The following is a 23,693-nucleotide window of genomic DNA, read 5'->3' on the forward strand; positions in this document are numbered from 1 at the left end:
ACCAGAACCACTGCCTGCCGGAATGCAAGGGCGTTGGCGCGATCCTGACGATGGAGCACTGCTGGTCATCGACGGCTTCAACGTCCTCCATCGCGACCAATCTGTAGCCCACGATTTCTTCAACGTGGAGGAAGATGAAGGCGCTCTTATCGTCACGCTGGGCGTCGACGATGTGAAACGGGAAGACTCATTCCAGCGAGAAAATGTTGCCGGCTTGGTTATCGATCCCGACGGAACGATGAATGCCTACAACACCCGCTTCGGCGCGACGTTCGAGAGGATTGGCGATGCCTGAGGCGGCGACCCTCCCAACCCGGCGCGAGGAGGCGTGGCGTTACTCTGCGGTCGACCGGCTGCAGGGCGTGGCGCTCGACGACTGGCGCGTGATCGATGTTACGGCGGGCGAGAGCTTCCGCGACACGCTGGTCATTGCCGACGGCGCGGCGACGAAGCCGACCGAACTCCACCGCTGGCGCGTCACCGTGGGAGAGGGTGCGACCTGCGAACTTTTCGCGGTGCTCACTTCCGCCGAATATGCGCGTCTGGAGATCGAGGTGACGCTGGCCAGGGGCGCGCATTTCGAACTGGGTGGCATCACCGTGGGCGGGCGCGAGACCGTGCGAGAGTTCGTCACCCGCGTGGTCCATGCCGAGCCCGAGGCGACCAGCAACCAGGTCGTTCGCGCGGTCCACTGGGGCCATGGCACGGGCAATTTCCTCGGCAATATCGACGTCGTGCGCGATGCGCAGAAGACCGATGCGGCACAGGACTTCAAGGGCCTGCTGCTCGAAAAGGGCGCGAGCGTGAACGCGGTTCCGCAGCTCGAGATTTTTGCCGACGACGTGAAGTGCGCCCACGGCGCCAGCATCGGCCAGCTCGACGAGGCGGCGCGCTTCTACATGGCCGCGCGCGGGCTTTCTCCCGACCTTGCCCGGCGACTGCTGGTGCAGGCTTTCCTCGGCGATGCGCTGGTCGCGCTCGACGATGACGAGCTGCGCGATGCCATGATGCAAGTCGCGCTCGACAAGGTGGACCGGGCGCTGTGAGCGACGCTGCCACCCTCACCCGGAAAGCCGACTTCCCTGGCCTCGTAACCGCCGACGGGCAGCCGTGGCATTACCTCGACACCGCCGCGACGGCGCAGAAGCCGCAAGTCGTGATCGACGCGATGACCCGTGCGCTGGGCCGCGATTATGCGACCGTCCACCGCGGGGTCTATTCGCGTTCGGCCAACATGACGCTGGCCTATGAAGCGGCGCGCAAGCGGGTGGCCGATTTCATCGGTGCGCGCTCCGAGAACGAAGTGGTCTTCGTGCGCGGCGCGACCGAGGCGATCAATCTCGTGGCGCAGAGTTGGGGCATGGTCCACATCGGCGAAGGCGACCGGATCGTGTTGTCGACGCTCGAGCACCATTCCAACATCGTCCCGTGGCAGATGGTCGCCGAGCGGACCGGCGCGCAGATCGATGTCTGCCCGCTGACCGAGGACCACCGGATCGATCTCGGCGCACTCGAGGCGTTGCTGACGCCGCGCACGAAACTGGTCGCGCTGGCGCATGTTTCCAACGTCCTGGGCAGCGTGCTCGACGCGCGAGCAGCGGCGGACCTGGCGCATTCGGCGGGGGCGAAGATTCTCCTCGACGGATGCCAGGCGGCACCGCGCATGGCGCTCGACATGGCCGCGCTCGATTGCGACTTCTACGCTTTCTCGGCGCACAAGCTGTATGGTCCGACAGGCATCGGCGTGTTGTGGGCGCGCGAGGACATCCTCGATGCCATGCCCCCGTACCAGGGCGGCGGTGCGATGATCGAGCGGGTGACCTTCGACAAGACCACCTACGCCCCGCCGCCGCAGCGCTTCGAGGCGGGCACGCCGATGATCACCGAGGCGATCGCGCTCCATGCGGCAATCGATTATGTCGCGGCGCTCGGCCCCGATGCCCTGTTCGCCCATGAGGCGGCGCTGGCGCGGACCCTGCGTGAGGAACTGCGCAACCTCAACTCGATTACCTTGTTCGGGCCTGAGGACAGCGCGGGCATCGTCAGCTTCGCGATGGAAGGGGTGCATCCGCACGACCTCGGCACCATATTGGATGAAGAGAACGTTGCGATCCGCGCGGGACACCATTGCGCGCAGCCGCTGATGGACCACCTCGGTGTCCCCGCAACCGCGCGGGCCAGCTTCGGCCTCTATTCGGACGAAACCGACATTGCTGCGCTGCTGCGCGGCATCGAACGCACCCAGAGGATCTTCGGATGAGCGAGGACATGGACGACAAGGATTTCATCGCCGCCCCGGCTTCGATCGAGGACGTGCTCAGCAAGCCGCCCCGCGCCCGGGTTGAGGACGCCGTCGATCCCGACGAGACCGCGGGCGAGAAGCTCGAGCGCAAGCGCGACTACCTCGAGGGGTTCCTGCAGAAGAAGCCGGAAAACCTGCCCGCAGGCGCGCCGGGCGGCGAGCTATACGAGGCGGTCGTCGCGGCGATGAAGGAAATCTACGACCCGGAAATCCCGGTCAACATCTACGATCTCGGGCTCATCTACGGTATCGATGTGACCGCTGATGCCGATGTCGCGATCACCATGACGCTGACCACGCCGCACTGCCCGGTCGCCGAATCGATGCCGGGCGAGGTCGAGCTGCGCGCCGCTTCGGTGCCTGGCGTGCGCGATGCCGAGGTCAATCTCGTGTGGGATCCGCCATGGGGCCCCGACAAGATGACCGACGAGGCGCGCCTCGAACTGGGTATGTTGTGATGACCGAAACCCGCACCCGTCCCGCCCCCAAGGCTGCCGTGATCCTGACGCCGCGCGCCGAGGAGCGTATCGCCGAACTCATGGCCAAGGCGCCTGACGATGCCATCGGCGTGAAGCTGTCGACCCCGCGTCGCGGCTGTTCGGGCCTTGCTTACTCGGTCGACTACGTGACCGAGGAAGCGAAATTCGACGAGAAGATCGCCACCCCCGGCGGCATTTTCTATATCGACGGCGCCAGCGTGCTCTACCTCGTGGGCAGCACGATGGATTGGGTCGAGGACGATTTCACCGCCGGCTTTGTGTTCGACAACCCCAACGCCAAGGGCGCCTGTGGCTGCGGCGAGAGCTTCATGGTATAGGGCTCTCGATGAGCCGCCTCGATCGCCTTTTCGACGAAATCCAGCGCATGGTCGACGCGGCCAGGCCCGCGGCCGAGCGAAAAAGTGCGATCGCGGCGAAGATTGCCGCTGCGGCGCGCGCCGGTGGCAAGACCTCGCGCAAGCGCAAGCCGCCTGAATCGGGCATCGCCATCCCTGCCGTCCCGCCCAAGGGGCCGCTCCCCATGCAGGGCGGCGCCGAAGCCCCGCTCACTTTCGACTGATCAGCGCCTGAGCGCCCGCACGCAGGCGGCGCGGTCGACGTCGAGGCCATCGCTCGCGCGGCGTGCATCGACGTAGGTCGCGCTGGGTTCTGCGCGCGGTTGCAGCGGGTAGAGGTAGACATCGAGCACGCAGGCATCGCCGACGAACTGCAGCTTGCGCGCATCCCCCTCCTTCACCGTCAGCCGCGGCGGGCCGAAAATGTTGGCGAGGGCGGTTTCGTTCTTCCCGATCACGCCCTCCAACCCCGGCAGGTTCATCACCTTGGGCGCGCGGAAAGCGGTGGTGGAGGGCGCAGGCTGCGTCACCTGCGGCGGCGGCGCGGACCTGACGACCGGTCGCTGCGGCGCTGGCGCGCCCACCTGGGGCGCGGGGTTCGATCCGCATGCGGCGAGGAGCGGGATGAGGAGGATGGGGAGTCTACGCATGAAGTCTTTCGGTCCGCCCGCGATGGACGAGGTGGGTCGCACTCGCCGCGCCGAGCACGGGTGCGAGAAGATTGACGAAGGGAACGAGCAGCATGGCCGCGACGATGCCGCCGAGCGCGAAGCGGGTCAGAGCACCGATGGGCGCGATCTCGTCCGCATTCCGGCGATGGCGCAGCCAGACCATGTCCTGCAATTCGCGGCCCAGCAGCAGCGCGTTGACCGTCCAGAAGACGAGCGCGGTGCCGATACCGGTCACCAGTAGGGCCGCGGCAAGCGGCAGGGCGAGGAGGTTGAAGCCCACGGTCCTTCCGAGCGAGCGAAGGCTGTTCGCCAGCTCCTCGCGCAGCGGGAGCCGGCGCAGGCTGGCCGAAGCGTGGGGATAGTGTCGCGATTCGACGGCCTCGACGACTTCGTCAGCGAAGAATTGCAGGACGAAGAGCGCAACTACGCGAAACAGCAACCACGCGGCTACCAGCATCCCGGCCGCGGCGAGAAGCGCACCGAACCCCTGAGGGTCGCCCCCGGCGTAGCGCTCCAGCGCGGCCTCGAGGAGGAAATACAGCCCGACACCAAGCCCTGCGAAAATACCCAACGATATCAGCGCGGTCTTGCCGAGAACCCGGAGGATCGCCGGATCGCCGAGCTGGCCGACCGAGAGGGCAAGGGCGCGCATGAGCGAGATCATCAGGCGGCGGGCTTGGCGGTGTGGTGCGCCCGAGTCAACGCCGCCCTTGGCCAATGCCCGACGAACCGCTAACCGCGCCCGACGTATCCAGAATCCCCTACCCGGAGTACCCATGACCGAACCCCGCTACGACGTCATCGCGATCGGCAATGCCATCGTCGACGTGATGTCCCCATGCACCGACGAGCTGATCGAGGAGCTCGGCCTCGCCAAGGGCGGGATGACGCTGGTGGACGAAGACGGCGCCCGCCGCCTCTACGATGCCATGGGTCCGGCGAAGGAAATTTCCGGCGGCTCGGCGGCCAATACGCTTGCCGGGATGTCGGCACTCGGCGCGCAGTGCGCCTTCATCGGCCAGGTCGCCAAGGACCAGCTTGGCGACGTCTTCAGCCACGACATTCGCGCCGTCGGCATCGATTTCGACACGCCTGCACGCGAAGGCCAGCCTTCCACCGCGCGCTGCCTGATCTTCGTCACGCCCGATGGCGAGCGGACGATGAACACCTTCCTCGGCGCGAGCCAGTTCCTGCCGCCCGCCGCGCTCGACGACGAAACCATTGCCAGCGCCGCGATCCTCTATCTCGAAGGCTATCTGTGGGACCCCGAAGAGCCGCGCAGTGCCATGCGCCGCGCGATCGAGGTCGCCCGCAAGGCCGGTCGCAAGGTCGCCTTCACGGCCAGCGAAAGCTTCGTCATCGACCGCCATGGCGACGATTTCCGCGCGCTCATCGACGAAGGCCAGATCGACATCCTCTTCGTCAACGAGCACGAACTCGCGTCGCTGACCGGGGAGAGCGATTTCGAGAAGGGTGTTGCGGCGGTTGCGGGCAAGGTTCCCGTGCTCGTCGCCACGCGCAGTGCCAAGGGCGCCATCGCGGTAGCGCATGGCGTGCGCGCCGAAGTCGAGGCGGAGCCGGTTGCACAGGTGGTCGACACCACGGGCGCGGGCGACCTCTTTGCCGCCGGCTTCCTTACCGGCCATGCCCGTGGCGCCAGTCTCGAGCGGTGCCTGCGCATGGGTGCGATCTGCGCCGCCGAGATCATCTCGCACTACGGCGCGCGCAGCGAGGTCGACTTGAGGGCGCTGGTGGCCGAAAAGCTCGGCTAAAGGTCCGGACGCAGCGTCCGGTCGATCTCCATCAGTTCGACCGGGGCGCCGCGCACTTCAACGAAGGCCACGCGCACGCCTTTGCTCGGCGAGTTGGGGGCGATAAGCACCTTGTGATCCGCCATTGCCGCTTCGAGGTCGTCCACCTCGAAGGCGACGTGCGGCACGGTCTTGACGAGATCGGGGTAGGGCGCACCCTCCCAGTATCGCTGCCACTGGATGCCGAAGGGGTTGTCCTGGTGATCGCTGACGGTGATCTGCAGGTGCGGCAGGTCGATTTCGCCCTCGAACCCGTCCTGCGTCGGAATGCCGATATGGTTGAAGCGTGCGCCGCGGATCATCGCACGCCGCCCATGTTCAATAGACCGGCTTTTCGTAGTTCGGGTCGCGCAGGCGCAGCATGTGGCGCGCGATCGTATCGACCTGCTTCTGGTTGAGGTCGAAATCCATTTCCTCGGGATAATTGTGCGCGTCGGCCAGCCAGATCGCCAGGGTCGCATCGGTCAGCCCCGGGCTGTTGGCGATATCAGCGAAAGGCGGAGACTTGGGGTTGGGCGAAAGGCCCGGCGGCTCCACTGCATGGCACCCGCCGCAAGCTGCCTGCGCAAAGGCGAGGTCGGTGGCCGCGTCGGTCCCGCCTTCCTCCGCGAGGATAGGTCTCGGAACTGACGAGACATGGGTCGCACCGGGTTCACTGGTCGCAATGCAGGACGTCAGCGCGATGGCGAAGCCGGCGATGAGGGCGGGTGTGCGATAAGCCATTGGGCAATTGTGCGCCCGCCATGGCTGTCAGATCAACTGCAAAATCGGCACTGCTGCTTGCGCGCCTTGCGTCACGCGTCGCGTTCGCGCCTCACCTCGCGCTGGCCGATGTCGCGGCGGCAGAAGCCATCGGGAAAATCGATTGCGTCGACGGCCGCATAGGCCTTGCGCTGCGCGTCGGTCGCGCTTGCGCCCTTGGCGGTAACGTTGAGAACGCGTCCGCCGCTTGCGACCAGCTTTCCGCCATCCATCGTCGTGCCGGCGTGGAAGACCTTGGCCCCGTCGGTCTCGGCATTTCCGAGATCGATGGCGCCGCCCTTCTTGGGCGTGCCGGGATAACCCTCGGCCGCCATGACCACCGTCAGCGCGAATTCGTCCGCCAGCTTCGGCGCGGCGACTTCGCCCAGCTTTCCCTGTGCGCAGGCGAGCATCAGTTCGACGAGGTCGTTTTCCAGCCGCATCATCAGCACCTGGCACTCGGGATCGCCGAAGCGGGCGTTGTATTCGATCAGCTGCGGCCCCTCGCTCGTCAGCATCAGCCCGGCATAGAGGACGCCCGAATAGGGCATGCCCTCTTCGCGCATGGTCCTGACCGTCGGCTCGACGATTTCGCGCATGGCGCGGGCCTGCAGCGCCTCGGTCAGCACGGGTGCGGGCGAATAGGCACCCATGCCGCCGGTGTTGGGACCGGTGTCGCCATCGCCGACGCGCTTGTGGTCCTGCGCGGTGCCGATGGGAGTGATGGTCGTGCCGTCGGTGAGCGCAAAGAAGCTCGCCTCTTCGCCGGTGAGGAACTGCTCGATCACCACCTCGCTCCCGGCGGCGCCGAACTGGCCGTCGAACATGTCGTGAAGCGCGTGCTGCGCTTCATCGCGCGTTTCGGCGATGATCACGCCCTTGCCCGCCGCGAGGCCATCGGCCTTGAGCACGAAGGGCGGGTCGAAGCGTTTCAGCGCGCCCCAGGCCTGTTCGAGCGAGGCGCAGCGTTCGTAGCGGGCTGTGGGAATGTTGGCCCGCTTACACAGCTCCTTGGTGAAGCCCTTGCTCCCTTCGAGCTGCGCTGCCTGCCTGGAGGGACCGAAGGTATCGATCCCCGCGGCGCGGAGCGAATCCGCAAGCCCGTCGACCAGTGGCGCCTCAGGCCCGATGACCACGAGAGCGATGTCGTTTTCGCGCACGAAAGCGATTACTGCGTCATGGTCGGTCGCGTCGAGCGCGACGCATTCCGCCTCCTGCGCAATGCCGGGATTGCCTGGCGCGGCCCACAGCTTGTCGCACATGGGCGATTGCGCCAGCTTCCACGCCAGCGCATGTTCGCGCCCGCCGCTGCCGAGCAGAAGGATATTCATGGCCGACGTTCCCCAGGATTACGAAGATGAAGATGAGGGGCTGGTAGCGAAGGGTCGCGCCGGGGACAACGCCGAGCCGCTCTCGATCAGCGAAATCTCGCAGATGCTGAAGCGCACGGTCGAGGACCGTTTCGGCTTCGTGCGCCTGCGCGGCGAGCTGTCGGGAGTGAAGCGGGCGGCATCGGGCCATCTCTATTGCGCGCTCAAGGACGACAAGGCGGTCATCGACGGGGTGATGTGGCGCGGCAGTGCCGAGCGCCTGCCGTTCCGGCCGGAGGACGGGCTGGAGGTCGTCGCAAGCGGCAAGCTCACCACCTATCCGGGTCGCTCCAAGTACCAGATCGTCATCGACCGCATGGAGCTGGCGGGCGAGGGCGCACTGCTCGCGCTGCTCGAGAAGACCCGTGCACGGCTGGCGGCGGAGGGACTGTTCGACGAACGCCGCAAGCGGCCGCTGCCGTTCCTGCCGAGGACCATCGGCGTCGTCACATCGCCCACCGGCGCGGTCATTCGCGACATCCTCCACCGCCTTGCCGACCGCTTTCCCAGTCGCGTCATCGTCTGGCCGGTGCTGGTGCAGGGGCAGGGCGCGGCAGAGCAGGTGGCCGCGGCAGTGCGCGGCTTCTCCGCCATGTCCGAGGGCCATCCGGACCGCCCCGACCTCGTCATCGTCGCGCGCGGTGGCGGCTCGATCGAGGACCTGTGGTCCTTCAACGAGGAGGTCGTCGTCCGCGCCATCGCCGAATGCTCGATCCCGACGATCAGCGCGGTCGGGCACGAAACGGACACGACGCTGGCCGACTATGCCGCCGACCGCCGCGCACCCACACCCACCGCGGCCGCCGAAATGGCCGTGCCGGTGCGCGCCGAACTCGCCGCGACGCTCAAGGATTTCGGTGCGCGCAAGGAGCGCGCTATTCTGCGGCCCGTGCAGCTGGGGCGCGAACGGCTGGAAGCGCGCGTCCAGCGCCTGCCGCGGCCCGAGGCACTGCTCCAGCCGCAGGCGCAGCGCCTCGACGATCTGGTGGGGCGCCTCGGAAATGGCTTGCGGGAAAGGGCCAATCGGGCGCGCGAGCGGCTCCAGTCGGATCGCGCACGGCTCAATGCCCCGCTGCTCAGGGCCAGAATCGAGCGGGCGCAGGACCGCCTGAGCGCGGTGGCGCGGCTGATGACCTCGCTCGATCCCGACAATGTGCTCCAGCGCGGCTACGTCCGCGTGGTCGGATCCTGCGGTACGGTGACCGACAAGGCGGTCGCGGCGAAGGAGGCCCTGCTGACGCTCAAATTCCGCGACGGCGACCTTGCGGTTACTCCATCCGCCAGTGCATCGCCCCCGGTGCGGCGCAAGCCCGCGCCCCAGGGAACGCCGCCGAAGCAGGACGATTTGTTCGGATAGGCCCGAAGTGCTAGGAGCGCGGTCATGCTGATGAACAAGAACTCGACCCCCTCCAACGGCGAGGCCCGGCTGCATTACGGGCCGAGCGGCTTTCGCGTACTTCGCGCCGGCCAGTTCGTGACCTGTGCGATGAGCGGCGTGCCCATCGCGCTCGAGGAACTGCGTTACTGGTCGGTCGAGTACCAGGAACCCTACGCGACTGCGCAACTGGCGACCGAGCGACTGAAGCCGTGACCGCGCGCCGGGTCGCACCGCTCCTTCCGACTATCGCCCTTGCCGCCTGCGTCCCGGCATCCGAGCCGGTCGGGACGAGCGTGCCTGCGCCCGTGGCGGAGACGGTCCAGCCGATTCGCACCCCCGCTCCCACCCCGGCGCCCACACCTGCTCCCGCCAGCATGCCGCCATCGGCGGTCTCCTCGCGCCCGCAGGTTTTCACCTTCGCCGGCGAACTGACGCAGGGCGGATTCCTGCGCGGCACCGTTCCGGGCGGGGCGGTCTCGGTAAAGCTCGACGGGGAGAGCGTGGCTTTCGCCAGCGACGGGCGCTTCTTCGCCGCTTTCGACCGCGATGCAGGCACCAGCGCCACGCTGGTTGCGACCATGCCCGACGGGCGCGAGATCCGCAGTCCCGTTAGCGTCTCCCCGCGCGACTGGCAGATCGAGCGCATCAATGTCGCCCGCACCCCGGGCGGGGCCTCCGATTCGTACATGAAGATCCGCCAGCCCGAGCTCGACGCGATCTGGGCATCGCGGCAGAAGCAGACCGGGGCGCAAGGCTGGCGGCAGGAGTTCATCTGGCCGGTGAAGGGCCGCATCTCGGGCCGCTTCGGTTCGCAGCGCATCTATCGCGGCGAGCCCGGTTCCTACCACACGGGCCTCGACATTTCGACCGGGACCAGCGGCACGCCCTATGTGGCGCCGGCTGACGGCGTCGTGGTGCTCGCGGTGCAGGGCTACAGCCTCGAGGGCAATCTCCTGATCATCGACCATGGCAACGGGCTCAACAGCGCCTTCCTCCACTCCTCGCGCCTGTATGTGAAGAAGGGGGACGCGGTGAAGCAGGGCCAGCATATCGGCGATATCGGCATGTCCGGCCGTGCCACCGGGCCGCACCTGCACTGGAGCATCAAGTGGCGTGAGGCGCGCCTCGATCCGCTGCTTTTCACCGGACCGATGGACTGACGGCCCCCGGGAGGAATGGTGCGTAGGGCAAGGTTGTTACTGGGCCTCCTCGTGGCCGGCACGCTCGGTGCTGCGACGTGGTTGCGCAGCGACCTGCCGGCTGCTGATCCCAAGCCCGCAGTCCGCTTCGCGCGCCTGATATCGCCACCCGCCAAAGTTGGCCCCTTCACGCTCGAGAAGGCCTGGCAGCTGGTCAATCCGAGAAAGAACTTCGGCGGCTATTCGGCGCTGGTTGCACTGCCCGATGGTACGCTGCGCGCCGGCAGCGATGGCGGTTCGTCACTGGATTTCCAGCAGCCGGATATCGATCCCGGCAATGGACGTGTGCGCTGGATGGCAAAGGCCGAAATGGCCGACAAGCAATCGGTCGATCTCGAAGCCCTGACCAGCGATGCGGACGGTCGCACGATCTGGGGGGCGTATGAGATGAGCAATTCCATCGTTCGCTTCACCACCGACATGGAGCGGCGTGGCGAAATACGTCCCGCGGCAATGGCCGACTGGGGCAGCAATTCCGGTCCCGAAGCATTTACCCGCCTTGCCGACGGACGCTTCCTCGCGATCGAGGAGCGGGAACTGGAATGGGACGGCGCGCGCCATCGCGCAGTGCTGTTCGACGGTGATCCCGTAGCGGGCGGCAAGGCGAGGAAACTGACCTTCGTGGGTATCGCGGGTTATCGTCCGGTGGACCTGGTGGCAGTCGGGGGCGGGCGGGCGCTGGTGCTTTTCCGCGACCTCGTCTTCGGCCTCCCGCCGCGATTTCGCACGGCGATCGGTATCATCGACCTGGATTCGGCGAAGGATGGCGGGGAGATCCGCACCAGCGTCCTCGCCAGGTTCGACGGGCGCATTCCGCAGGACAATTACGAGGGCATGGCCCTGACCCGGGATTCACAGGGCACGCATGTTTGGCTCATCTCGGACGACAATCTCATGCACTACCAGCGCACGCTGCTGCTCAAACTGCGCTGGAACGAGGGCCGCGAACGGCAAAAGGCGCGCGAGTGAACCCGCGCGCCCTTGCTGTTGTCCGTTGAGGAAGAGGCGCCGGAGCGCCCCAAACCTTGCAGCGTTCTTAGGAAGCCGCCGCAGCCTTCTTCAGCTCGCGCTTCACCTTGAGCGCGTTGGCCGAAAGCTTCTCGTCCTTGGTCTTCAGCAGCCAGTTGTCGAGGCCGCCGTTGTGCTCGACCGAACGCAGGCCCTGGGTCGAAACGCGGAACTTGAAGCTGCGGTCGAGCTTCTCGCTCAGCAGCGTGACGTTCTGCAGGTTCGGCAGGAAGACCTTCTTGGTCTTGTTGTTGGCGTGGCTCACATTGTGACCGACCTGGCGGCCCTTGCCGGTGAGTTCGCAAATGCGCGACATGATACGTCTCTCGTTCAAATGGCTGGGCGAGTTCCCTTGGCCGCATTTTGCGGGCGCGGGGCTCATTTATCCCGGAAAGCGGCGCGCATAGCGGCGACCTCGCGAATCGTCAAGCACGTTGCGCCCCCGGATGCGAGGGGCTAGCGCGGCGCTGCGATGACCGGCTGGACCCTTCCCGTACCCATGGCCCGTGCCCTGGCTCAGGCCGAGCAATCGGCGGCTGCGGGCGAAGTGCCCATCGGCGCCGTCGTCACCTGCAGGGGCGAGGTCGTTGCCGAGGCGCATAACGAGCCGCGCGCCACGCACGATCCCACCGCCCATGCCGAAATCCTCGCGATTCGGCGAGCGGCAGAGGCGCTGGGCAGCGAGCGCCTGACCGACTGCGAACTGTGGGTGACGCTCGAACCCTGCGCCATGTGCGCCGGGGCCATCGTCCATGCGCGCATCGCCAAGCTCTACTACGCCGCGAGCGACCCCAAGGGCGGCGCGGTCGAACACGGCGCGCGGGTGTTCGAACAGGACCAATGCCTGCACAAGCCGGAGGTCTATTCGGGCATGGGTGAAGCGCGGGCGGCGGAGCTGCTGCGCGATTTCTTCAGGGATCGGCGGTAGGCGCGACGGTCATCACGAGGTTTGCGGAAACCCGCTATCGCGCCTAATCTTCGCCCATGTCGGACAGTGACGATAAAGGACGGCATCTCGGTCCAAAGGACGCTGTAGGGTGCCTGGCGGGAGGGTTTGCCGCCTACATCGCGCTGCTTTTCATTGCATTCGGTGTCTACGGCGGCTCGCCTTGCCATGGCGATGCCTGCACCATTCGAAACATTTTCAGCGGAGTGGTCGCAATCGGCCTGGGCTTCCTTACGTGGTTCACCATCAGGTCACGGTGACTTTCGTCCGCATTCCACCTGACCAGCTTTGCCCTGACTGCTACAACCCTCGCCAGATTTTCACCGATGCCTTATCGCGCGCGCCGAGCCGACCCCTCTCGCATGCCTTCGGCATGAAGCGTTTGTCATAACAGAGGCGCAATTCCTCCAGCCAGCCGCGCGAGTTGAGCTTCACGCCTACTGCCGAGGCCTTCCAGCCCGGGTTGGCGTCGACGAAGCGGGTGCGGATAGTCCCTGCGGTCAGGCCGTCCTCGCGGCTGATGCGGTCGAAATCGGGCATGGCGAGGCCGTCCCACAATATGCGGGTGACCTTGAAGTAGGTCGCCGGGCGACGCGCCATGCAGCTGCCGTGCTTGGCCCATTGCCGCGCCAGCAGGGCCGCCGAGGGCGACAGGCACATGTTCGGCTTGAGGTCCTGCGGGCGCGGCTGGGTCCCGGCGGCGCACCATTGGGGCCAGCTGCGCGAGCCTTCCGGCCACAGGCCGTGGACGACCATGCCGAAGCTGCCGCTGCGCCCCGAGCATTGCTGGCGATCGGCAGCGCGGGTCTCGCGTCCGCGGCAATATTCCGGGCTCCAGCTCAGCGACAGCGTGTAGCCGGTGACCGCGCTGTGCCGTGGCGGCCCGTCCGGCGTGACTTTCGGCACTGCCAGCGTTCCCGGAATGCGGCACTGGTAGGCCTGTGCCAGCGCCGTCGCGGGTTGCAGCGCCAGCAGCGCTACGGCTGCCGACGGCAGGCCGCGCAACAGCTTCCCGATGTCAGACGCCCCGCTTCTCGGCGAACCACGCCTTCGCATCGGGCTGGAACAGGAAATAGATCGCCGCCACGGTCATCACCGTGCTGACCAGACCCGAGATGATCGAGGGGTCCATGCGGGAATCGAACGAGGCGATGTAGGACACCACGCTCCAGCCGGTGAACAGGGCGATGATCCACTTCACCATCTCGATCCTGAGGACCGAGACGAGGAACCACAGCGCCAGGCTGATGACCACGCCGAAAAGCAGCGAGACAACGATCACTCCGCCCCCCATCGTGGCTTCGAGGCCCTGTGCGGCCATCTCCGCATTCGCGGCATCGACGATATTTCCGTAATTGAGCGCGACCCCGACCAGCCCCACGGCCACCGAGCCGAGATAGAGCATGTCGAACTTCTTCACCGATGCGGGCTTCATGCAACCTCCCAAGTTCTTTCTCGCGGCAAATGCCGCAAAGCTAGAGCGGGGTAAAGTCGAGACCGATGTCTGCTGCCGGCGCGCTTTGCGTCAGGCGCCCCACGGAGACGAAATCGACGCCGGTCGCGGCCTTGGCCTTGATCGTCTGAAGGTTGATCCCGCCGCTCGCCTCGGTCGGAACGCGGCCCGCCACCAACGCCACCGCCTCGCGCAGCGTCGCGGGGTCCATGTTGTCGAGCAGGAGCCGTGTCGCGCCCGCGGCCAACGCCGGTTCGATCTGGTCGACCCGGTCGACCTCGCAGATGATGTCCTTCACGCCCGCCGCGACCGCGCGGCGCACCGCCTCGCCCACCGATCCGGCGACGAGGACGTGGTTGTCCTTGATCATCGCTGCATCCCACAGGCCCATGCGATGGTTCGCCCCGCCACCCATGCGCACGGCGTATTTCTCCAGATGCCTGAGGCCCGGGATGGTCTTGCGCGTGTCGAGCAGGGTGCAATCGGGATTGTCCATCGCGCGCACATACTCGGCGACCATGGTGGCGATGCCGGAGAGGTGCTGGACGGTGTTAAGCGCGCTGCGCTCGGCCGTCAGCATGGCCCGCGCATTGCCTTCCAGCCGCATCAGGTCGGTGCCTGCCGGGACGGTTGCACCCTCGTCGACGAGGATGTCGATCTGCATGTGCGGATCGAGTGCACGAAAGAAGGCCTCTGCTACAGGAAGCCCAGCAACCTCTATGGCATCACGAGTGTCCATTACACCGGAGAAGCGCGCATCGGCGGGGATGACGCTCTCGCTGGTGACGTCGATCCCGCCGCCCGGAAGCCCTTCGCCGAGGTCCTCCGCCAGCGTTTCGCGCACGAAGCGGTCGAGGTCGAAGCCTTCGAGAGTGAATGCCATCAGTGGACGAAACGGGCCACGACGTCGCGGTACGAGCGACTGACCTTCACCTCGGCACCGCTATCCAGCACCAGGAAACATTCGCCATTGGTGTGCGGCTTGACCTGCCGGACCTGGTCGAGATTGACGATGGTCGAACGGTGGACGCGCTGGAACTTGCGCGGGTCGAGGCGTCGCTCGAGATCCTTCATCGTTTCGCGCAGGATCAGCGAATTGTCGCCGGTGTAGATGCACATGTAGTCGCCGGCGGCTTCGATATGCTCGATCGTGCCGACCTCGACCCGGAAGATCTGGCCGCGGTCCTTGACGTTGATCAGCTTCTCGTAACGGCTCGCGGCCTCGGCATCGTCCTCGGTCGAGAATTCCTCGGCGGCCTCGGGCGCGACTTCGGACAGCACGCTCTTCAGCTTCTCTGCCTCTTCGGTCGATTTCTTCTCGGCAAGGCGCTGGCGCACGCGCTCGATGGTGTCGGCGAGCTTGTCCTCGTCGACCGGCTTCATCAGGTAGTTGACCGCATTCGCTTCGAACGCACGGATCGCGTGTTCCTGGAAAGCGGTTACGAAGACGAACAGCGGCGGCTCGATCTCCATTACCCCTTGCACGACCGAAAAGCCGTCAAAGCCGGGCATCTGGATGTCGAGGAACACGAGATCGGGTTTCAGCGTCTTGATCGCGCGGATCGCCTCGCGCCCGTTCTGGCAGGTTTCGATGATCTCGACGTCCTCGAACGGTTCGAGGCGGAGCTGGAGACCCTGGATGGCGAGCTTCTCGTCGTCGACGAGGATGGTGCGAATAGTCATGATGCCTGTGGTGCTTTCCGGGGAGGTTGCAGCGGAATAACGGGCGAGGCGCCCGCTTGTTTCTGGGAGGCTGCGATTTGAGCGCCGCTATCTGGCGCTGCGGTGAACGGAGCGGGCGCTTCGTCGCTCTCATAGGGCAGTTCGATGAGAACCGAGAAGCCGCCGCTCTCGGGCGAGCGGATTTCGAACCGGTGCTCGTCGCCATAGGCCTGGGCGAGCCGGTCGCGGATATTGGCAAGGCCGACGCCGGTGGAATCGCGCCGCGCGTTCGTCGGCCGCACTGCAGGGAGCCCCGCCTCGACACTGTTGAACGACATGCCCGGCCCGGTGTCCGCGACGGTCACGCGCAGGCGCGGGCCGACGACCTGTGCGACCACGCTGATTTCGGCACCCTCTTCCTGCGGGCTGACGCCGTACTTGATCGCATTCTCGACCAGCGGCTGGAGCAGCATGGACGGAAGGCAGGCCTTCGCTGCTTCGGGCTCGATACGGAAATCGGTGCGCAGGCGCTCCTCGAACCGCATGCGCTCGATATCGAGATAGAGCTTCAGCGTCTCGACCTCCTGCGCGACCGTGACCTTGCCGCCGGGCTGAGTGACGAGGGTATGCCGCAGGAAGCTGGACAGTCGCGTCAGCATCGCATTCGCAGTCTCGGTCTGCTTGAGCAGGACCAAAGTGCTGATCGAATTGAGCGTGTTGAACAGGAAATGCGGGTTGAGCTGGTAACGCAGCATGGCGAGCTGCGCACTGGTTGCCTGCGCTTCCAGCCGCTCCAGCCGGTCGGCCTGTTCCTCGACCTGGAGGAAGAAATTGATTGCGTAATAGAGCGCCGACCACGCGCCCAGCAGGGTCAGGTCGATAAAGTAGATGCCGACGAACAGGCTGGCAAAGCTGCCCGAAGTCGCGCCCCCGGCAAGTTCGAGCACCCAGCTGTCGATGAAGGCATAGAGCCCGGTCGCGACCATCAGCACGACCGCCGTCGCGCCCCATGTGATCAGCGGGCGCTGCTTGATCAGCTGAGAGTAGATCACCGCCAGGATGAGGCTGACCGAAAAGCCGGTGATCGTGGCGATGAGGATGATGACCAGGCGGTCGGTCGGCTGGCCATTGGCAAGCGACGACATGGCGCGCAGCATCGCGGTCCCGCCCCAGCCGGCCAGCTGGAGGTTCCAGAACGCCTGGTTCTTGTTGGCAAAGAACGGCGTCGGTCGAATGGGCAGCACTGCCATTGCCGCCCCCTCTAGCCCAATTGCGACGAATTGCACCAGTCGCTACACTCACCCATGCTGACGAAGCGAGGGAGAGACGCGATGGGCGTGCACGAAACGATCGACCACGAGAACCGCGAACGGGCAAAGTTCCGCGAGATGAAGCAAGGCACGGCCGAGGATTGGGCGATCATCGGCGGCGAATATCGCGCCTTCGCCAAGGGCCTGCCCGACCGCGTGCTCGACCATCTCAAGCTGCTCGACGGTGATTTCGGCGGCTTCCCCGTCGACCGGCTGGAGCATTCGCTGCAGACCGCGACTCGCGCGCATCGCGACGGACGGGACGAACAGTATGTCCTGATGGCGCTGTTGCACGACATCGGCGACACGCTCGGCAGCTACAACCATCCCGAAGTCGCGGCCTCGATCATCAAGCCCTTCGTTTCCGAGCAAGTCCACTGGATCTGCCAGAACCACGGGGCCTTCCAGGGCTATTACTACTTCCACTTCCTCGGCATGGACCAGAACGCGCGCGACAAGTTCATGGGTCACCCGCATTACGAGGCGTGCCGCGAGTTCTGCGAGAAGTACGACCAGTCGGCCTTCGATCCGGACTACGACAGCGAGCCGCTCGAATTCTTCGAGCCGATGGTGCGCCGCGTGATGGAGAAGCCGCTCGCCTCGATGTACGCCAAGGCTATCGCCGAGGAGTAAGCCTCAGATCTTGATGTCGAGCGCCTCGGCGAGGCGCGACGTCGGCACGAGACCTTCGACCACTTCGCCACCGGCGATCCAGCTCGGCGTGCCGGTGAAGCCCAGCGTGCGGGCAAGGGCCATGTTGCGCTCGAGCTCCGCGGTCACCTCTTCCGACGTGGCGTAGGCGCTTGCGGCCTCCAGATCGACACCGGCGATCCTGGCTGCCTGCTCGATGGTCGTTGCGTTGGGCGGGCCGAGCTTGAACATCTCGTGATAGAAAGAGGCATACTTGCCCTGCTTGGCCGCTGCGAGACCGATGCGCGCCCATGTCTCACTGCCTTCGAAGATCGGCCATTCGCGAATCACGACCTTCAATTCGGGGTCTGCGGCGATCAGGCGATCGACCTGCGCCACGCTCTGGCGGCAATAGGTGCAGGCGAAGTCGGTGAACTTGACGAGCACCTTCGATCCGTTCGGATTGCCCAGCACCGCGCCGGGGAAGACGTCGTCGACCGCATCCTTAACCTCGGCCAGCCGCTCTTGCGACTGCCCCTGCTGGTAAGCCTGCGCCATTTCGGGAAGGATTTCGGGATTGGCGACGAGATAGTCGCGCACCTGCCCATTACCTAGGCCGGAAATGGACCAGATACCCGCCCCGGCTAAGCCGAAAACCAGCGCGATGATTGCGGTGACGATGTAGTTTCTCATGCCCCCTCCTATGCGGCCCTAAAGCCTGTCGCAATTGCGACCGCGCTGCATCTCGCACTCGCGTTCCAGCATGGCACGGGCCTCAAGGCCGATATCCTGTGCGCGCAACCAGTCAGGGGTGCCGTTTTCCAGACCGGCCTCCGCTGCCTGCGCACTGCGCAGGGCGAAGGCGTATTGCCCGCTCATCACCTGTTGTTCCGCGCTGGCGAGGCGGGCGCGCGGCATGTCGCCCTTGGCCGCATAGACCACGCCGAGCTGGTACCATGCGAAGGGATTGAGGCGATCGCGGCCGACTGCGGCGCGCAGAACTTTTTCAGCCTCGTCGTAATGTGAGCGGTCTTCGGTGGCGATGAGCGCATGGCCGAGGAGGCCGGCGATCAGCGGCTCGGCATTGGTCAGTTCGGTCGCCTTGCGCAGAGGCTCGATCGCCTCGGCGGGGCGCCCGGATTCGAGCAGGACCTGCCCCTTCAGTTCGAGGAAATAGGGATCCTGCGGATCGACCTTGAGCAACGCATCGGCCGCTTCGAGCGCGCGGTCCACGCGGGCGTTCTTGTGATAGGCATAGGCGCGGGCATAGAGGGCGGGGATACTGCGATCGCTCTCGGGATAGTCGCGCAACGTCTCGTTGGGCTTGGCGATATAGCCGGTGAGTTTGGCCTTGATCCGTTCGAAATTGCGCTGGTTGCGCGCGTTGGCGGGCTTGTCCCACGCGGGATCGGTCTCGTAGACCTGCTTCAGCGCCGAGATACGATCTCCCGACAGGGGGTGGGTGCGGTAGAAGCCGGCCTCGTCGCTCTGGCTGTAACCATAGCGGAATTCCTGGTTGAGCAGCTTGCCGAAGAAGCTCAGCGATCCACGTCCGGAAATCCCTGCGCCGGACAGATACTTTGCCCCCGCCGCATCGGCCGAGGATTCCTGCGTCCGGCTGAAGGCGAGGAACTTGCCCAGTGCCGCCTGCTGCCCGGCGGCCATGATGCCCATGGCGGCATCACCCGCCCCGGCCAGCGCCGCGCCGAGCCCGGCAAGCATCGACAGGATGGTGATCTTGGTCGCATTCGCCGCGCCTTCGCCATAGCGCAGGATGTGCCCACCGGTGATGTGGCCGATTTCGTGGGCGATGACGCCCTGCACTTCCTCGGCGCTGTCAGCTGCCTCGATCAGCCCGCTATGGATGTAAACGGTCTGTCCGCCGGCGACGAAGGCGTTGATCGAGGGGTCATTGAGCAACACCACTTCGACATTGCCGGGCTTGAGACCTGCGGCTTCCACCAGCGGATCGGAAATTTCCTTGAGGAAGTGTTCGGTCTCGGCGTCGCGCAAGACGCTCTGGGCCGCGACCGGTTGGGCGGCGAGAATGCCGAGGGCAAGAAAGGCCAGCAGGCGCGAGAGCAAACGCATTGCTCCCTTGCTAAGGCTTTCCGGCCTGAACCGGAACTGAAACTGCAGTGTTCTCGCGGACAAAGGCGACGATCCGGGCAGCGACGTCGCGGCGGTCGCGCCATGGAGCGGCGAGCCAGATCAGCGGGGCGTTGTGGTCCGCGTCCGGGTAGAACAGCGTTTCGACCTTGGACCCCTTGGCCTCGAGTGCGGCGGCAAGCGCACGCGTGTTGCGCGGTTTGACGAGGGTATCCTCTTCGCCATGGACCAGCAGCATCGGCGGCGCATCGGCCCTGGCGTGGTTGACCGGCTGGCTTTCGGCCCCGGCACCGACCGAACCGAAGCTGGCCCTGGTCGAATCGCTGTCGAAGGGGAAGAAGTCATAGGGTCCGGCAAGCCCGACGACCCCGCGAATGCTCGCTTCGGGCACGCCGCGTGCTGCCAGCCACCTGGGCTCGAGTGTCACCTGGACGACATTGTAAGCGCCGGCCGAATGGCCCGCCAGGACGATACGATCGGGATCGCCGCCCAGCCTTGCTGCATTGGCGCGGGTCCAGGCGATCGCGGCTGCCGTGTCCTCGAGCATTGCCGGATATCGTCCCGATTCGCCCAGGCGATAGGCGGCGAGAACGACCAGATAGCCTTCGGGCGCCATTGCCCGCGCAACAAAGCCGTAATCGTCCGGATCGCCCCAACGCCAGCTTCCGCCGTGGACGAACAGGAACACCGGAATCGGTTCGCCGTCCTTGCCCTGGCGGTAGACGCGGACTTTCTGCTTCGCCGCATCGCCGTAGCGGGCCTTTTCGACCAGAACCACGTCGCGCTTGCCGCCTGCGATCCGGTCGACCGCGTCGAGGACGGCGGGCCCGTTGTTGCGGATGGCGAGCAAGAGCGCGCCACCGGCGAGGAGCAGCACCAGCACGATGCCGCCGAGTATCTTGATCATGCGTCTCATTTCTTCCGCGGGTCGGTCGTTTCGACTGTTTCGACGATGGCTCTCGTCTCCTCGTCGCCGAGGAGGCCGATCGAGGCAAGGAAATCGCGTCCGGTGGCGTAACTGTCGCCCAGCCAGAGCGGTATCTTGGCCGCTTCGATGGCCTTTTGCGCCGCGAGTTCCTCGGGGCTCATGGCCTCTCCCACTTTGCGAATGAAGATTGCCCGGATCCTGCCGGGATGTTCTGCGGCAATTGCCGAGAATGCAGTGAGGTCGCCCTGGCTGTCATCGCCGATGAGGGCGAACTTCAGCTCCGGATAGGTGGCGAGGATGACCTCGATGGCGACCAGCTTGTGGGCCCCGTGACTGGCGGAACCGAAGGTGTCGCGGTTGAGGCCCCAGTCGCGCAACATGATCGGACCCAGCGGCAGTCCGCGTCCGCGAATGTAGGCGACCAGATAGGAGAACAGGTTCCACGGGCTGGACGAGACGTAGAAGAAGGGACGGTTGGTCGCCGGCTGGCTTTCGCCGGCGTGTCCGTCGCCCGCCGGCAGGATGTTCCCGCCACCCAAGGCATTGTAGAATATGTCGGCACCTGGAACGAGGATGCGTTCCTCGGGCATTTCGACCAGCACGCGGCGCCAATTGCGCATCACCGCCCCGAAATCGCCGGTGATGCCGGTTTCGACGATCGTGTCGTCGATGTCGGAGATGACCGCCAGGCCTGTCGCAGTACCCGGAGCGAGCACGTGTCCGTCGATGCAATGCGCACCCGTCCCGTTGGTCCAGTGGAAGACAACCGTCTCCCATTGCGGTTGCTCGGCCAGGGCCCACTCCGGATCGAGCCGGATGTCGAAGTGGACGAAGCCCTCCTTGTCGGTCAGGCCCTGGTGGCGATGACTGGTACCGCCGGGGCGCGCGATCTCGAGCTCGACGGCAAGATCGGGGACCTCGTGACTGACGAACTGCGCCAGCATGGTGCGCACCGCGCGCCAGCGGCCGCCCTTCTCGAACCGGTCCACTCGCGAGCGCAGGGCCCGGGCAGTGATGTGGAGCCGCTCGCGATTGCGATAGCCGAAATAAGACTGGATGCGGACCGGAGCGGTGGGGAGAAACGGCATCGCTCGGGCGCTACCCAATGGAGCGCCTGGGCGACAAGGAATTTCTCGGTGTGGAAGGGGTTTAGCCCAGCAGCTTGCGCGCCGCGCGTTCGACCAGCGGGACGTCCTCTGGCACTTCGCCCAGCACCACCAGCTCGCCCTCGGGCGTGCGGCGGACCATGACAAGTGCGAACTCTGGGCCGTCCGTGCCCAGGCTGTCGAAGTTGACCGGGTCGACCTTACGCAGCTTTTTCGCCAGGGCCGAACGTACGCCGTCGGTATCTTCTACGGGCTTGCCCTGCTCTTCCTTGCGCGCGCGGCGCTCGGCATTGACGACGCCCTTGAGGCCGCCCTCTGCTTCGTGAAGGAAGCCGGCGAGAGCGCCACGTTCAACTCCGATACGATGAGCGTGCATCAGCACGGCGGCATATTCGGTGAGGCGGGTCTTGTCGTATTCCGCGCCGAACACGAGCTTGACGACCGGGGTCATCGGCGCGCGATCCTGAACGGTCAGGCCGTTGTCGGATAGCAGTTCGTCGAAACCTTCGGGGTCTGCCTCGGTCTCGAGGCTGAAGTCGTAGGCAAGGCCGACTGCGGCGTAGAGTGCCTTGCGGCTGCGGTCCTCGGTGTTCTGTGCCGCCTGGGCGAGTTCGCGCGCAGCAGCGAGGCAGTCGTAGAGGCCCTCCGGCGATTCCTCCGGCACCATGACCGGCTCGTCATCCTGGATTTCCTCGGAGACTTCCGCATCGACTGTAGCGACCGGTTCGGGCGCATCCTCGAGGATATCCTCGAGTTCGAAAATCTCGTCTTCGTTGTCGTCGTCTTCGGCGATTGCCTCGAACCCGAGCTCGTAGGCGTCGTCCTCGTCCTCGTCCTCGTCCTCATCCTCGTCTTCGCCCGCGGCATCGAAGCCGGGGGTGTCGACGGAAATTTCATGGCTGAGCTCGAATGCCTCGCTTTCGACCACTTCGGATGCGGCGAAGTCTTCGTCGATCTCATCCACGACCTCATACGGATCGGGCAAAGAGAAGGTAATGGTCGGCGGTTCCGGAACGAACTCCTGCGGAATGGCCGGACCATCGTCCATGGCGGACAGGTCAACGGCTTTCTTGGTCCGTTCGCCGCGGCTGACCAGCGAAGTGAGGCTGCTCGACACGTCTTCGTCCGCCAGCGGATCGACCACGTCGTCGACGTCCTCGTTCTCAAGGTCTTCCTCGTCGTCCCAGTCGGGCAGGCCATAGTCGGCAGCAGTCTTCAGGCCGCCGTCGAAATCATCGTCGCCCTCGTCCGAGAGCTCGTATCCCTCGTCGTCGCGCAGGCTGCCGATCGGATTGCCAAGCGCATCGACGCCGCGATGCGGTTTGATCGCTGCGTCTGAAACTTCCTCGACCGCGCCGAAAGCTGGTTCGGGCAGTGCAGAGAGCGAAGCGTCAGCAGCCCCAGCGATGCTGCCTAGCTCGAGCACGTCGGCATCGTCCTCTTCGCCCTCGGCTTCGTCATCGTCCCAGCCATCGGCATCGACGGCGGTCAGGGTTTCGGCAGTCTCGATGTGGTGCTCGTCGTCGGCAAGGTCGTCGTCGAAGTCGCCCAGGGCCTGACCGATCTGCAGCAGCAGTTCGTCGGCGGTCTGCTGGTCGACCATCTCCTTCCAGTTTATCACGCCGTAGATGTAGTCGATCGTCTCGTTGTCGCTCGAATAGGGCAGCAGGATGCCGCGATAGAGCACGGTCACACCGCGTTCGTTCACGAATTCCGCTTCGAAGCCGATCGCCGCCTGGTTGGCGAGAATCTGCATGTAGTGATCGGTGATGCGGCTGAGGACCGAACGGCTCGGAACGTCGGACAGCTTGCCCATGGCACCGGCTTCGCCGCATTCCTCGACGAGTTCGGAGCCGACGAACAGGACATCGGGATCCTCGATGCCGTCGACCAGGCCGAGGAGGACCGAATAGGGGCCGAAATCATCGAGCTTCTCCGGTTCGAGATCGTCGATATTGGGGTAGTTCAGGTCGCCGAGCAGGCTCGCCCAGTGGTTGTAGGCGCGCACCTGCATGCGCCGCTCGTCCTGCCCGACGGGCGAGGGCGGCGGATCGAGATCGGCATCCCCCTCATCGACGAAATCGTCGAAGGGTTCTTCTTCGTCATGCGTGCCGAAATAGCCGCCAAGCCTGTCCATTGGATTCCACTGCCCCCGAAAGAGTTGTGCTCATTCGGAAGAGGGTATGACCCCTGCGTGGTAAACATTGGGTTAAATACGTTTGCCAACTCTGCCC

The 23,693-nt window shown here is 65.5% G+C and carries 29 protein-coding genes; 13 read left to right on the top strand and 16 right to left on the bottom strand.

Going from position 1 to position 23,693, the window contains the following annotated elements; genetic code table 11:
• Window positions 1-22 precede the first annotated feature (22 nt).
• The 6 genes from RAM60_RS12940 to RAM60_RS12965 are packed head-to-tail and all read left to right on the top strand — an operon-like array spanning window position 23 to window position 3,361.
• Window positions 23-295, top strand: coding sequence for a hypothetical protein (locus RAM60_RS12940; RefSeq protein WP_369026425.1), 273 nt, complete (start codon window positions 23-25; stop codon window positions 293-295).
• Window positions 288-1,046 (top strand): SufD family Fe-S cluster assembly protein, encoded by a 759-nt coding sequence (locus RAM60_RS12945; RefSeq protein ID WP_369026424.1) that lies wholly within the window; start codon window positions 288-290, stop codon window positions 1,044-1,046. Before RAM60_RS12940 ends, RAM60_RS12945 begins: the two co-directional genes overlap by 8 nt.
• A complete protein-coding gene (locus tag RAM60_RS12950) occupies window positions 1,043-2,260 on the top strand; it encodes a cysteine desulfurase (RefSeq protein ID WP_369026423.1) in 1,218 nt (405 codons plus the stop codon). The genes RAM60_RS12945 and RAM60_RS12950 overlap by 4 nt, the downstream gene beginning before the upstream one ends.
• Entirely contained in the window at window positions 2,257-2,760 is a 504-nt protein-coding gene (locus tag RAM60_RS12955) for an SUF system Fe-S cluster assembly protein (RefSeq protein ID WP_200981750.1), read from the top strand. The genes RAM60_RS12950 and RAM60_RS12955 overlap by 4 nt, the downstream gene beginning before the upstream one ends.
• Window positions 2,760-3,119: a HesB/IscA family protein gene (locus tag RAM60_RS12960; RefSeq protein WP_369026422.1), complete on the top strand. Its 360-nt coding sequence runs from the start codon at window positions 2,760-2,762 to the stop codon at window positions 3,117-3,119. The genes RAM60_RS12955 and RAM60_RS12960 overlap by 1 nt, the downstream gene beginning before the upstream one ends.
• A gap of 8 nt (window positions 3,120-3,127) precedes the next feature.
• Complete coding sequence (locus tag RAM60_RS12965; RefSeq protein WP_369026421.1) at window positions 3,128-3,361, top strand: hypothetical protein; 234 nt, start codon at window positions 3,128-3,130, stop codon at window positions 3,359-3,361.
• Here the strand turns inward: RAM60_RS12965 and RAM60_RS12970 are convergent, their stop codons facing one another.
• The gene (locus RAM60_RS12970; protein ID WP_369026420.1) at window positions 3,362-3,787 is read right to left on the bottom strand and encodes a hypothetical protein; all 426 of its coding nucleotides are present in this window, start codon (window positions 3,785-3,787) and stop codon (window positions 3,362-3,364) included. It lies immediately after the preceding gene.
• The gene (locus RAM60_RS12975; RefSeq protein ID WP_369026419.1) at window positions 3,780-4,472 is read right to left on the bottom strand and encodes an EI24 domain-containing protein; all 693 of its coding nucleotides are present in this window, start codon (window positions 4,470-4,472) and stop codon (window positions 3,780-3,782) included. The genes RAM60_RS12970 and RAM60_RS12975 overlap by 8 nt, the downstream gene beginning before the upstream one ends.
• A gap of 112 nt (window positions 4,473-4,584) precedes the next feature.
• On the opposite strand from RAM60_RS12975, the gene RAM60_RS12980 reads away from it, so the two are divergent.
• Window positions 4,585-5,580 (top strand): adenosine kinase, encoded by a 996-nt coding sequence (locus RAM60_RS12980; RefSeq protein ID WP_200981754.1) that lies wholly within the window; start codon window positions 4,585-4,587, stop codon window positions 5,578-5,580.
• Here the strand turns inward: RAM60_RS12980 and RAM60_RS12985 are convergent.
• The 3 genes from RAM60_RS12985 to purD all read right to left on the bottom strand — a co-directional run bounded on the left by RAM60_RS12985 (window position 5,577) and on the right by purD (window position 7,691).
• Window positions 5,577-5,921, bottom strand: coding sequence for a VOC family protein (locus tag RAM60_RS12985; RefSeq protein WP_369026418.1), 345 nt, complete (start codon window positions 5,919-5,921; stop codon window positions 5,577-5,579). The two genes, RAM60_RS12980 and RAM60_RS12985, sit on opposite strands and share 4 nt — an antisense overlap.
• Window positions 5,922-5,937: 16 nt before the next feature.
• Window positions 5,938-6,342 (bottom strand): hypothetical protein, encoded by a 405-nt coding sequence (locus RAM60_RS12990; RefSeq protein WP_369026417.1) that lies wholly within the window; start codon window positions 6,340-6,342, stop codon window positions 5,938-5,940.
• A 71-nt stretch (window positions 6,343-6,413) separates the two neighbouring features.
• Entirely contained in the window at window positions 6,414-7,691 is a 1,278-nt protein-coding gene (gene purD, locus RAM60_RS12995; protein ID WP_200981757.1) for a phosphoribosylamine--glycine ligase, read from the bottom strand.
• Between purD and xseA the strand changes: the two genes are divergently transcribed.
• From xseA to RAM60_RS13015, 4 genes are read left to right on the top strand one after another with little or no spacing between them, the layout of a single operon-like run.
• Entirely contained in the window at window positions 7,690-9,087 is a 1,398-nt protein-coding gene (gene xseA, locus RAM60_RS13000) for an exodeoxyribonuclease VII large subunit (RefSeq protein ID WP_369026416.1), read from the top strand. The two genes, purD and xseA, sit on opposite strands and share 2 nt — an antisense overlap.
• A gap of 24 nt (window positions 9,088-9,111) precedes the next feature.
• On the top strand, window positions 9,112-9,321 hold the full coding sequence (locus RAM60_RS13005; protein WP_200981759.1) for a DUF2093 domain-containing protein: 210 nt from the start codon (window positions 9,112-9,114) through the stop codon (window positions 9,319-9,321).
• Complete coding sequence (locus tag RAM60_RS13010; protein ID WP_369026415.1) at window positions 9,318-10,268, top strand: M23 family metallopeptidase; 951 nt, start codon at window positions 9,318-9,320, stop codon at window positions 10,266-10,268. Before RAM60_RS13005 ends, RAM60_RS13010 begins: the two co-directional genes overlap by 4 nt.
• Window positions 10,269-10,301: 33 nt before the next feature.
• Window positions 10,302-11,276, top strand: a complete 975-nt coding sequence (locus RAM60_RS13015; protein WP_510639827.1) for an esterase-like activity of phytase family protein — start codon at window positions 10,302-10,304, stop codon at window positions 11,274-11,276.
• A gap of 67 nt (window positions 11,277-11,343) precedes the next feature.
• Here the strand turns inward: RAM60_RS13015 and rpmB are convergent, their stop codons facing one another.
• The gene (gene rpmB / locus RAM60_RS13020; RefSeq protein WP_200981761.1) at window positions 11,344-11,631 is read right to left on the bottom strand and encodes a 50S ribosomal protein L28; all 288 of its coding nucleotides are present in this window, start codon (window positions 11,629-11,631) and stop codon (window positions 11,344-11,346) included.
• Between the two features lie 156 nt (window positions 11,632-11,787).
• On the opposite strand from rpmB, the gene RAM60_RS13025 reads away from it, so the two are divergent.
• Entirely contained in the window at window positions 11,788-12,243 is a 456-nt protein-coding gene (locus RAM60_RS13025; protein WP_369026413.1) for a nucleoside deaminase, read from the top strand.
• 318 nt (window positions 12,244-12,561) lie between these two features.
• On the opposite strand, the gene RAM60_RS13030 is transcribed toward RAM60_RS13025, so the two are convergent.
• The 5 genes from RAM60_RS13030 to RAM60_RS13050 are packed head-to-tail and all read right to left on the bottom strand — an operon-like array spanning window position 12,562 to window position 16,626.
• A complete protein-coding gene (locus RAM60_RS13030) occupies window positions 12,562-13,266 on the bottom strand; it encodes a ribonuclease T2 family protein (protein ID WP_369026411.1) in 705 nt (234 codons plus the stop codon).
• 13 nt (window positions 13,267-13,279) lie between these two features.
• Window positions 13,280-13,696, bottom strand: coding sequence for a hypothetical protein (locus RAM60_RS13035; RefSeq protein ID WP_369026410.1), 417 nt, complete (start codon window positions 13,694-13,696; stop codon window positions 13,280-13,282).
• 40 nt (window positions 13,697-13,736) lie between these two features.
• A complete protein-coding gene (nadC, locus tag RAM60_RS13040) occupies window positions 13,737-14,597 on the bottom strand; it encodes a carboxylating nicotinate-nucleotide diphosphorylase (RefSeq protein WP_369026409.1) in 861 nt (286 codons plus the stop codon).
• Complete coding sequence (locus RAM60_RS13045; protein ID WP_369026408.1) at window positions 14,597-15,397, bottom strand: LytR/AlgR family response regulator transcription factor; 801 nt, start codon at window positions 15,395-15,397, stop codon at window positions 14,597-14,599. Before RAM60_RS13045 ends, nadC begins: the two co-directional genes overlap by 1 nt.
• Window positions 15,394-16,626 carry a sensor histidine kinase gene (locus RAM60_RS13050; protein ID WP_200981768.1) on the bottom strand — a complete coding sequence of 411 codons (1,233 nt, stop codon included), beginning with the start codon at window positions 16,624-16,626 and terminating at the stop codon, window positions 15,394-15,396. Before RAM60_RS13050 ends, RAM60_RS13045 begins: the two co-directional genes overlap by 4 nt.
• Window positions 16,627-16,707: 81 nt before the next feature.
• Between RAM60_RS13050 and RAM60_RS13055 the strand changes: the two genes are divergently transcribed.
• Window positions 16,708-17,319 (top strand): HD domain-containing protein, encoded by a 612-nt coding sequence (locus tag RAM60_RS13055; RefSeq protein WP_369026407.1) that lies wholly within the window; start codon window positions 16,708-16,710, stop codon window positions 17,317-17,319.
• A 3-nt stretch (window positions 17,320-17,322) separates the two neighbouring features.
• On the opposite strand, the gene RAM60_RS13060 is transcribed toward RAM60_RS13055, so the two are convergent.
• The 5 genes from RAM60_RS13060 to RAM60_RS13080 all read right to left on the bottom strand — a co-directional run bounded on the left by RAM60_RS13060 (window position 17,323) and on the right by RAM60_RS13080 (window position 23,596).
• A complete protein-coding gene (locus RAM60_RS13060) occupies window positions 17,323-18,009 on the bottom strand; it encodes a DsbA family protein (protein ID WP_369026406.1) in 687 nt (228 codons plus the stop codon).
• 18 nt (window positions 18,010-18,027) lie between these two features.
• The gene (locus RAM60_RS13065; protein WP_369026405.1) at window positions 18,028-19,407 is read right to left on the bottom strand and encodes a M48 family metalloprotease; all 1,380 of its coding nucleotides are present in this window, start codon (window positions 19,405-19,407) and stop codon (window positions 18,028-18,030) included.
• Window positions 19,408-19,417: 10 nt separating this feature from the next.
• Window positions 19,418-20,332: an alpha/beta hydrolase gene (locus RAM60_RS13070; RefSeq protein ID WP_369026404.1), complete on the bottom strand. Its 915-nt coding sequence runs from the start codon at window positions 20,330-20,332 to the stop codon at window positions 19,418-19,420.
• Window positions 20,333-20,337: 5 nt separating this feature from the next.
• Window positions 20,338-21,441, bottom strand: a complete 1,104-nt coding sequence (locus RAM60_RS13075; protein WP_369026403.1) for a phosphatase domain-containing protein — start codon at window positions 21,439-21,441, stop codon at window positions 20,338-20,340.
• 61 nt (window positions 21,442-21,502) lie between these two features.
• Window positions 21,503-23,596, bottom strand: coding sequence for a hypothetical protein (locus tag RAM60_RS13080; RefSeq protein WP_369026402.1), 2,094 nt, complete (start codon window positions 23,594-23,596; stop codon window positions 21,503-21,505).
• Window positions 23,597-23,693: the final 97 nt, after the last annotated feature.

Source organism: Qipengyuania sp. RANM35 (genome assembly GCF_041021145.2).
In the GTDB taxonomy this organism is placed as follows: domain Bacteria; phylum Pseudomonadota; class Alphaproteobacteria; order Sphingomonadales; family Sphingomonadaceae; genus Qipengyuania; species Qipengyuania soli.

Bases quoted from the DNA above. Each gene is read 5' to 3' on its own strand.
- RAM60_RS12940 (WP_369026425.1), top strand. From the start codon at position 23: ATGCAAGGGCGTTGGCGCGATCCTGACGATGGAGCACTGCTGGTCATC.
- RAM60_RS12945 (WP_369026424.1), top strand. From the start codon at position 288: ATGCCTGAGGCGGCGACCCTCCCAACCCGGCGCGAGGAGGCGTGGCGT.
- RAM60_RS12955 (WP_200981750.1), top strand. From the start codon at position 2,257: ATGAGCGAGGACATGGACGACAAGGATTTCATCGCCGCCCCGGCTTCG.
- RAM60_RS12960 (WP_369026422.1), top strand. From the start codon at position 2,760: ATGACCGAAACCCGCACCCGTCCCGCCCCCAAGGCTGCCGTGATCCTG.
- RAM60_RS12965 (WP_369026421.1), top strand. From the start codon at position 3,128: ATGAGCCGCCTCGATCGCCTTTTCGACGAAATCCAGCGCATGGTCGAC.
- RAM60_RS12970 (WP_369026420.1), bottom strand. From the start codon at position 3,787: ATGCGTAGACTCCCCATCCTCCTCATCCCGCTCCTCGCCGCATGCGGA.
- RAM60_RS12975 (WP_369026419.1), bottom strand. From the start codon at position 4,472: ATGATCTCGCTCATGCGCGCCCTTGCCCTCTCGGTCGGCCAGCTCGGC.
- RAM60_RS12980 (WP_200981754.1), top strand. From the start codon at position 4,585: ATGACCGAACCCCGCTACGACGTCATCGCGATCGGCAATGCCATCGTC.
- RAM60_RS12985 (WP_369026418.1), bottom strand. From the start codon at position 5,921: ATGATCCGCGGCGCACGCTTCAACCATATCGGCATTCCGACGCAGGAC.
- RAM60_RS12990 (WP_369026417.1), bottom strand. From the start codon at position 6,342: ATGGCTTATCGCACACCCGCCCTCATCGCCGGCTTCGCCATCGCGCTG.
- xseA (WP_369026416.1), top strand. From the start codon at position 7,690: ATGGCCGACGTTCCCCAGGATTACGAAGATGAAGATGAGGGGCTGGTA.
- purD (WP_200981757.1), bottom strand. From the start codon at position 7,691: ATGAATATCCTTCTGCTCGGCAGCGGCGGGCGCGAACATGCGCTGGCG.
- RAM60_RS13005 (WP_200981759.1), top strand. From the start codon at position 9,112: ATGCTGATGAACAAGAACTCGACCCCCTCCAACGGCGAGGCCCGGCTG.
- rpmB (WP_200981761.1), bottom strand. From the start codon at position 11,631: ATGTCGCGCATTTGCGAACTCACCGGCAAGGGCCGCCAGGTCGGTCAC.
- RAM60_RS13025 (WP_369026413.1), top strand. From the start codon at position 11,788: ATGACCGGCTGGACCCTTCCCGTACCCATGGCCCGTGCCCTGGCTCAG.
- RAM60_RS13035 (WP_369026410.1), bottom strand. From the start codon at position 13,696: ATGAAGCCCGCATCGGTGAAGAAGTTCGACATGCTCTATCTCGGCTCG.
- nadC (WP_369026409.1), bottom strand. From the start codon at position 14,597: ATGGCATTCACTCTCGAAGGCTTCGACCTCGACCGCTTCGTGCGCGAA.
- RAM60_RS13045 (WP_369026408.1), bottom strand. From the start codon at position 15,397: ATGACTATTCGCACCATCCTCGTCGACGACGAGAAGCTCGCCATCCAG.
- RAM60_RS13050 (WP_200981768.1), bottom strand. From the start codon at position 16,626: ATGGCAGTGCTGCCCATTCGACCGACGCCGTTCTTTGCCAACAAGAAC.
- RAM60_RS13055 (WP_369026407.1), top strand. From the start codon at position 16,708: ATGGGCGTGCACGAAACGATCGACCACGAGAACCGCGAACGGGCAAAG.
- RAM60_RS13060 (WP_369026406.1), bottom strand. From the start codon at position 18,009: ATGAGAAACTACATCGTCACCGCAATCATCGCGCTGGTTTTCGGCTTA.
- RAM60_RS13065 (WP_369026405.1), bottom strand. From the start codon at position 19,407: ATGCGTTTGCTCTCGCGCCTGCTGGCCTTTCTTGCCCTCGGCATTCTC.
- RAM60_RS13070 (WP_369026404.1), bottom strand. From the start codon at position 20,332: ATGATCAAGATACTCGGCGGCATCGTGCTGGTGCTGCTCCTCGCCGGT.
- RAM60_RS13075 (WP_369026403.1), bottom strand. From the start codon at position 21,441: ATGCCGTTTCTCCCCACCGCTCCGGTCCGCATCCAGTCTTATTTCGGC.
- RAM60_RS13080 (WP_369026402.1), bottom strand. From the start codon at position 23,596: ATGGACAGGCTTGGCGGCTATTTCGGCACGCATGACGAAGAAGAACCC.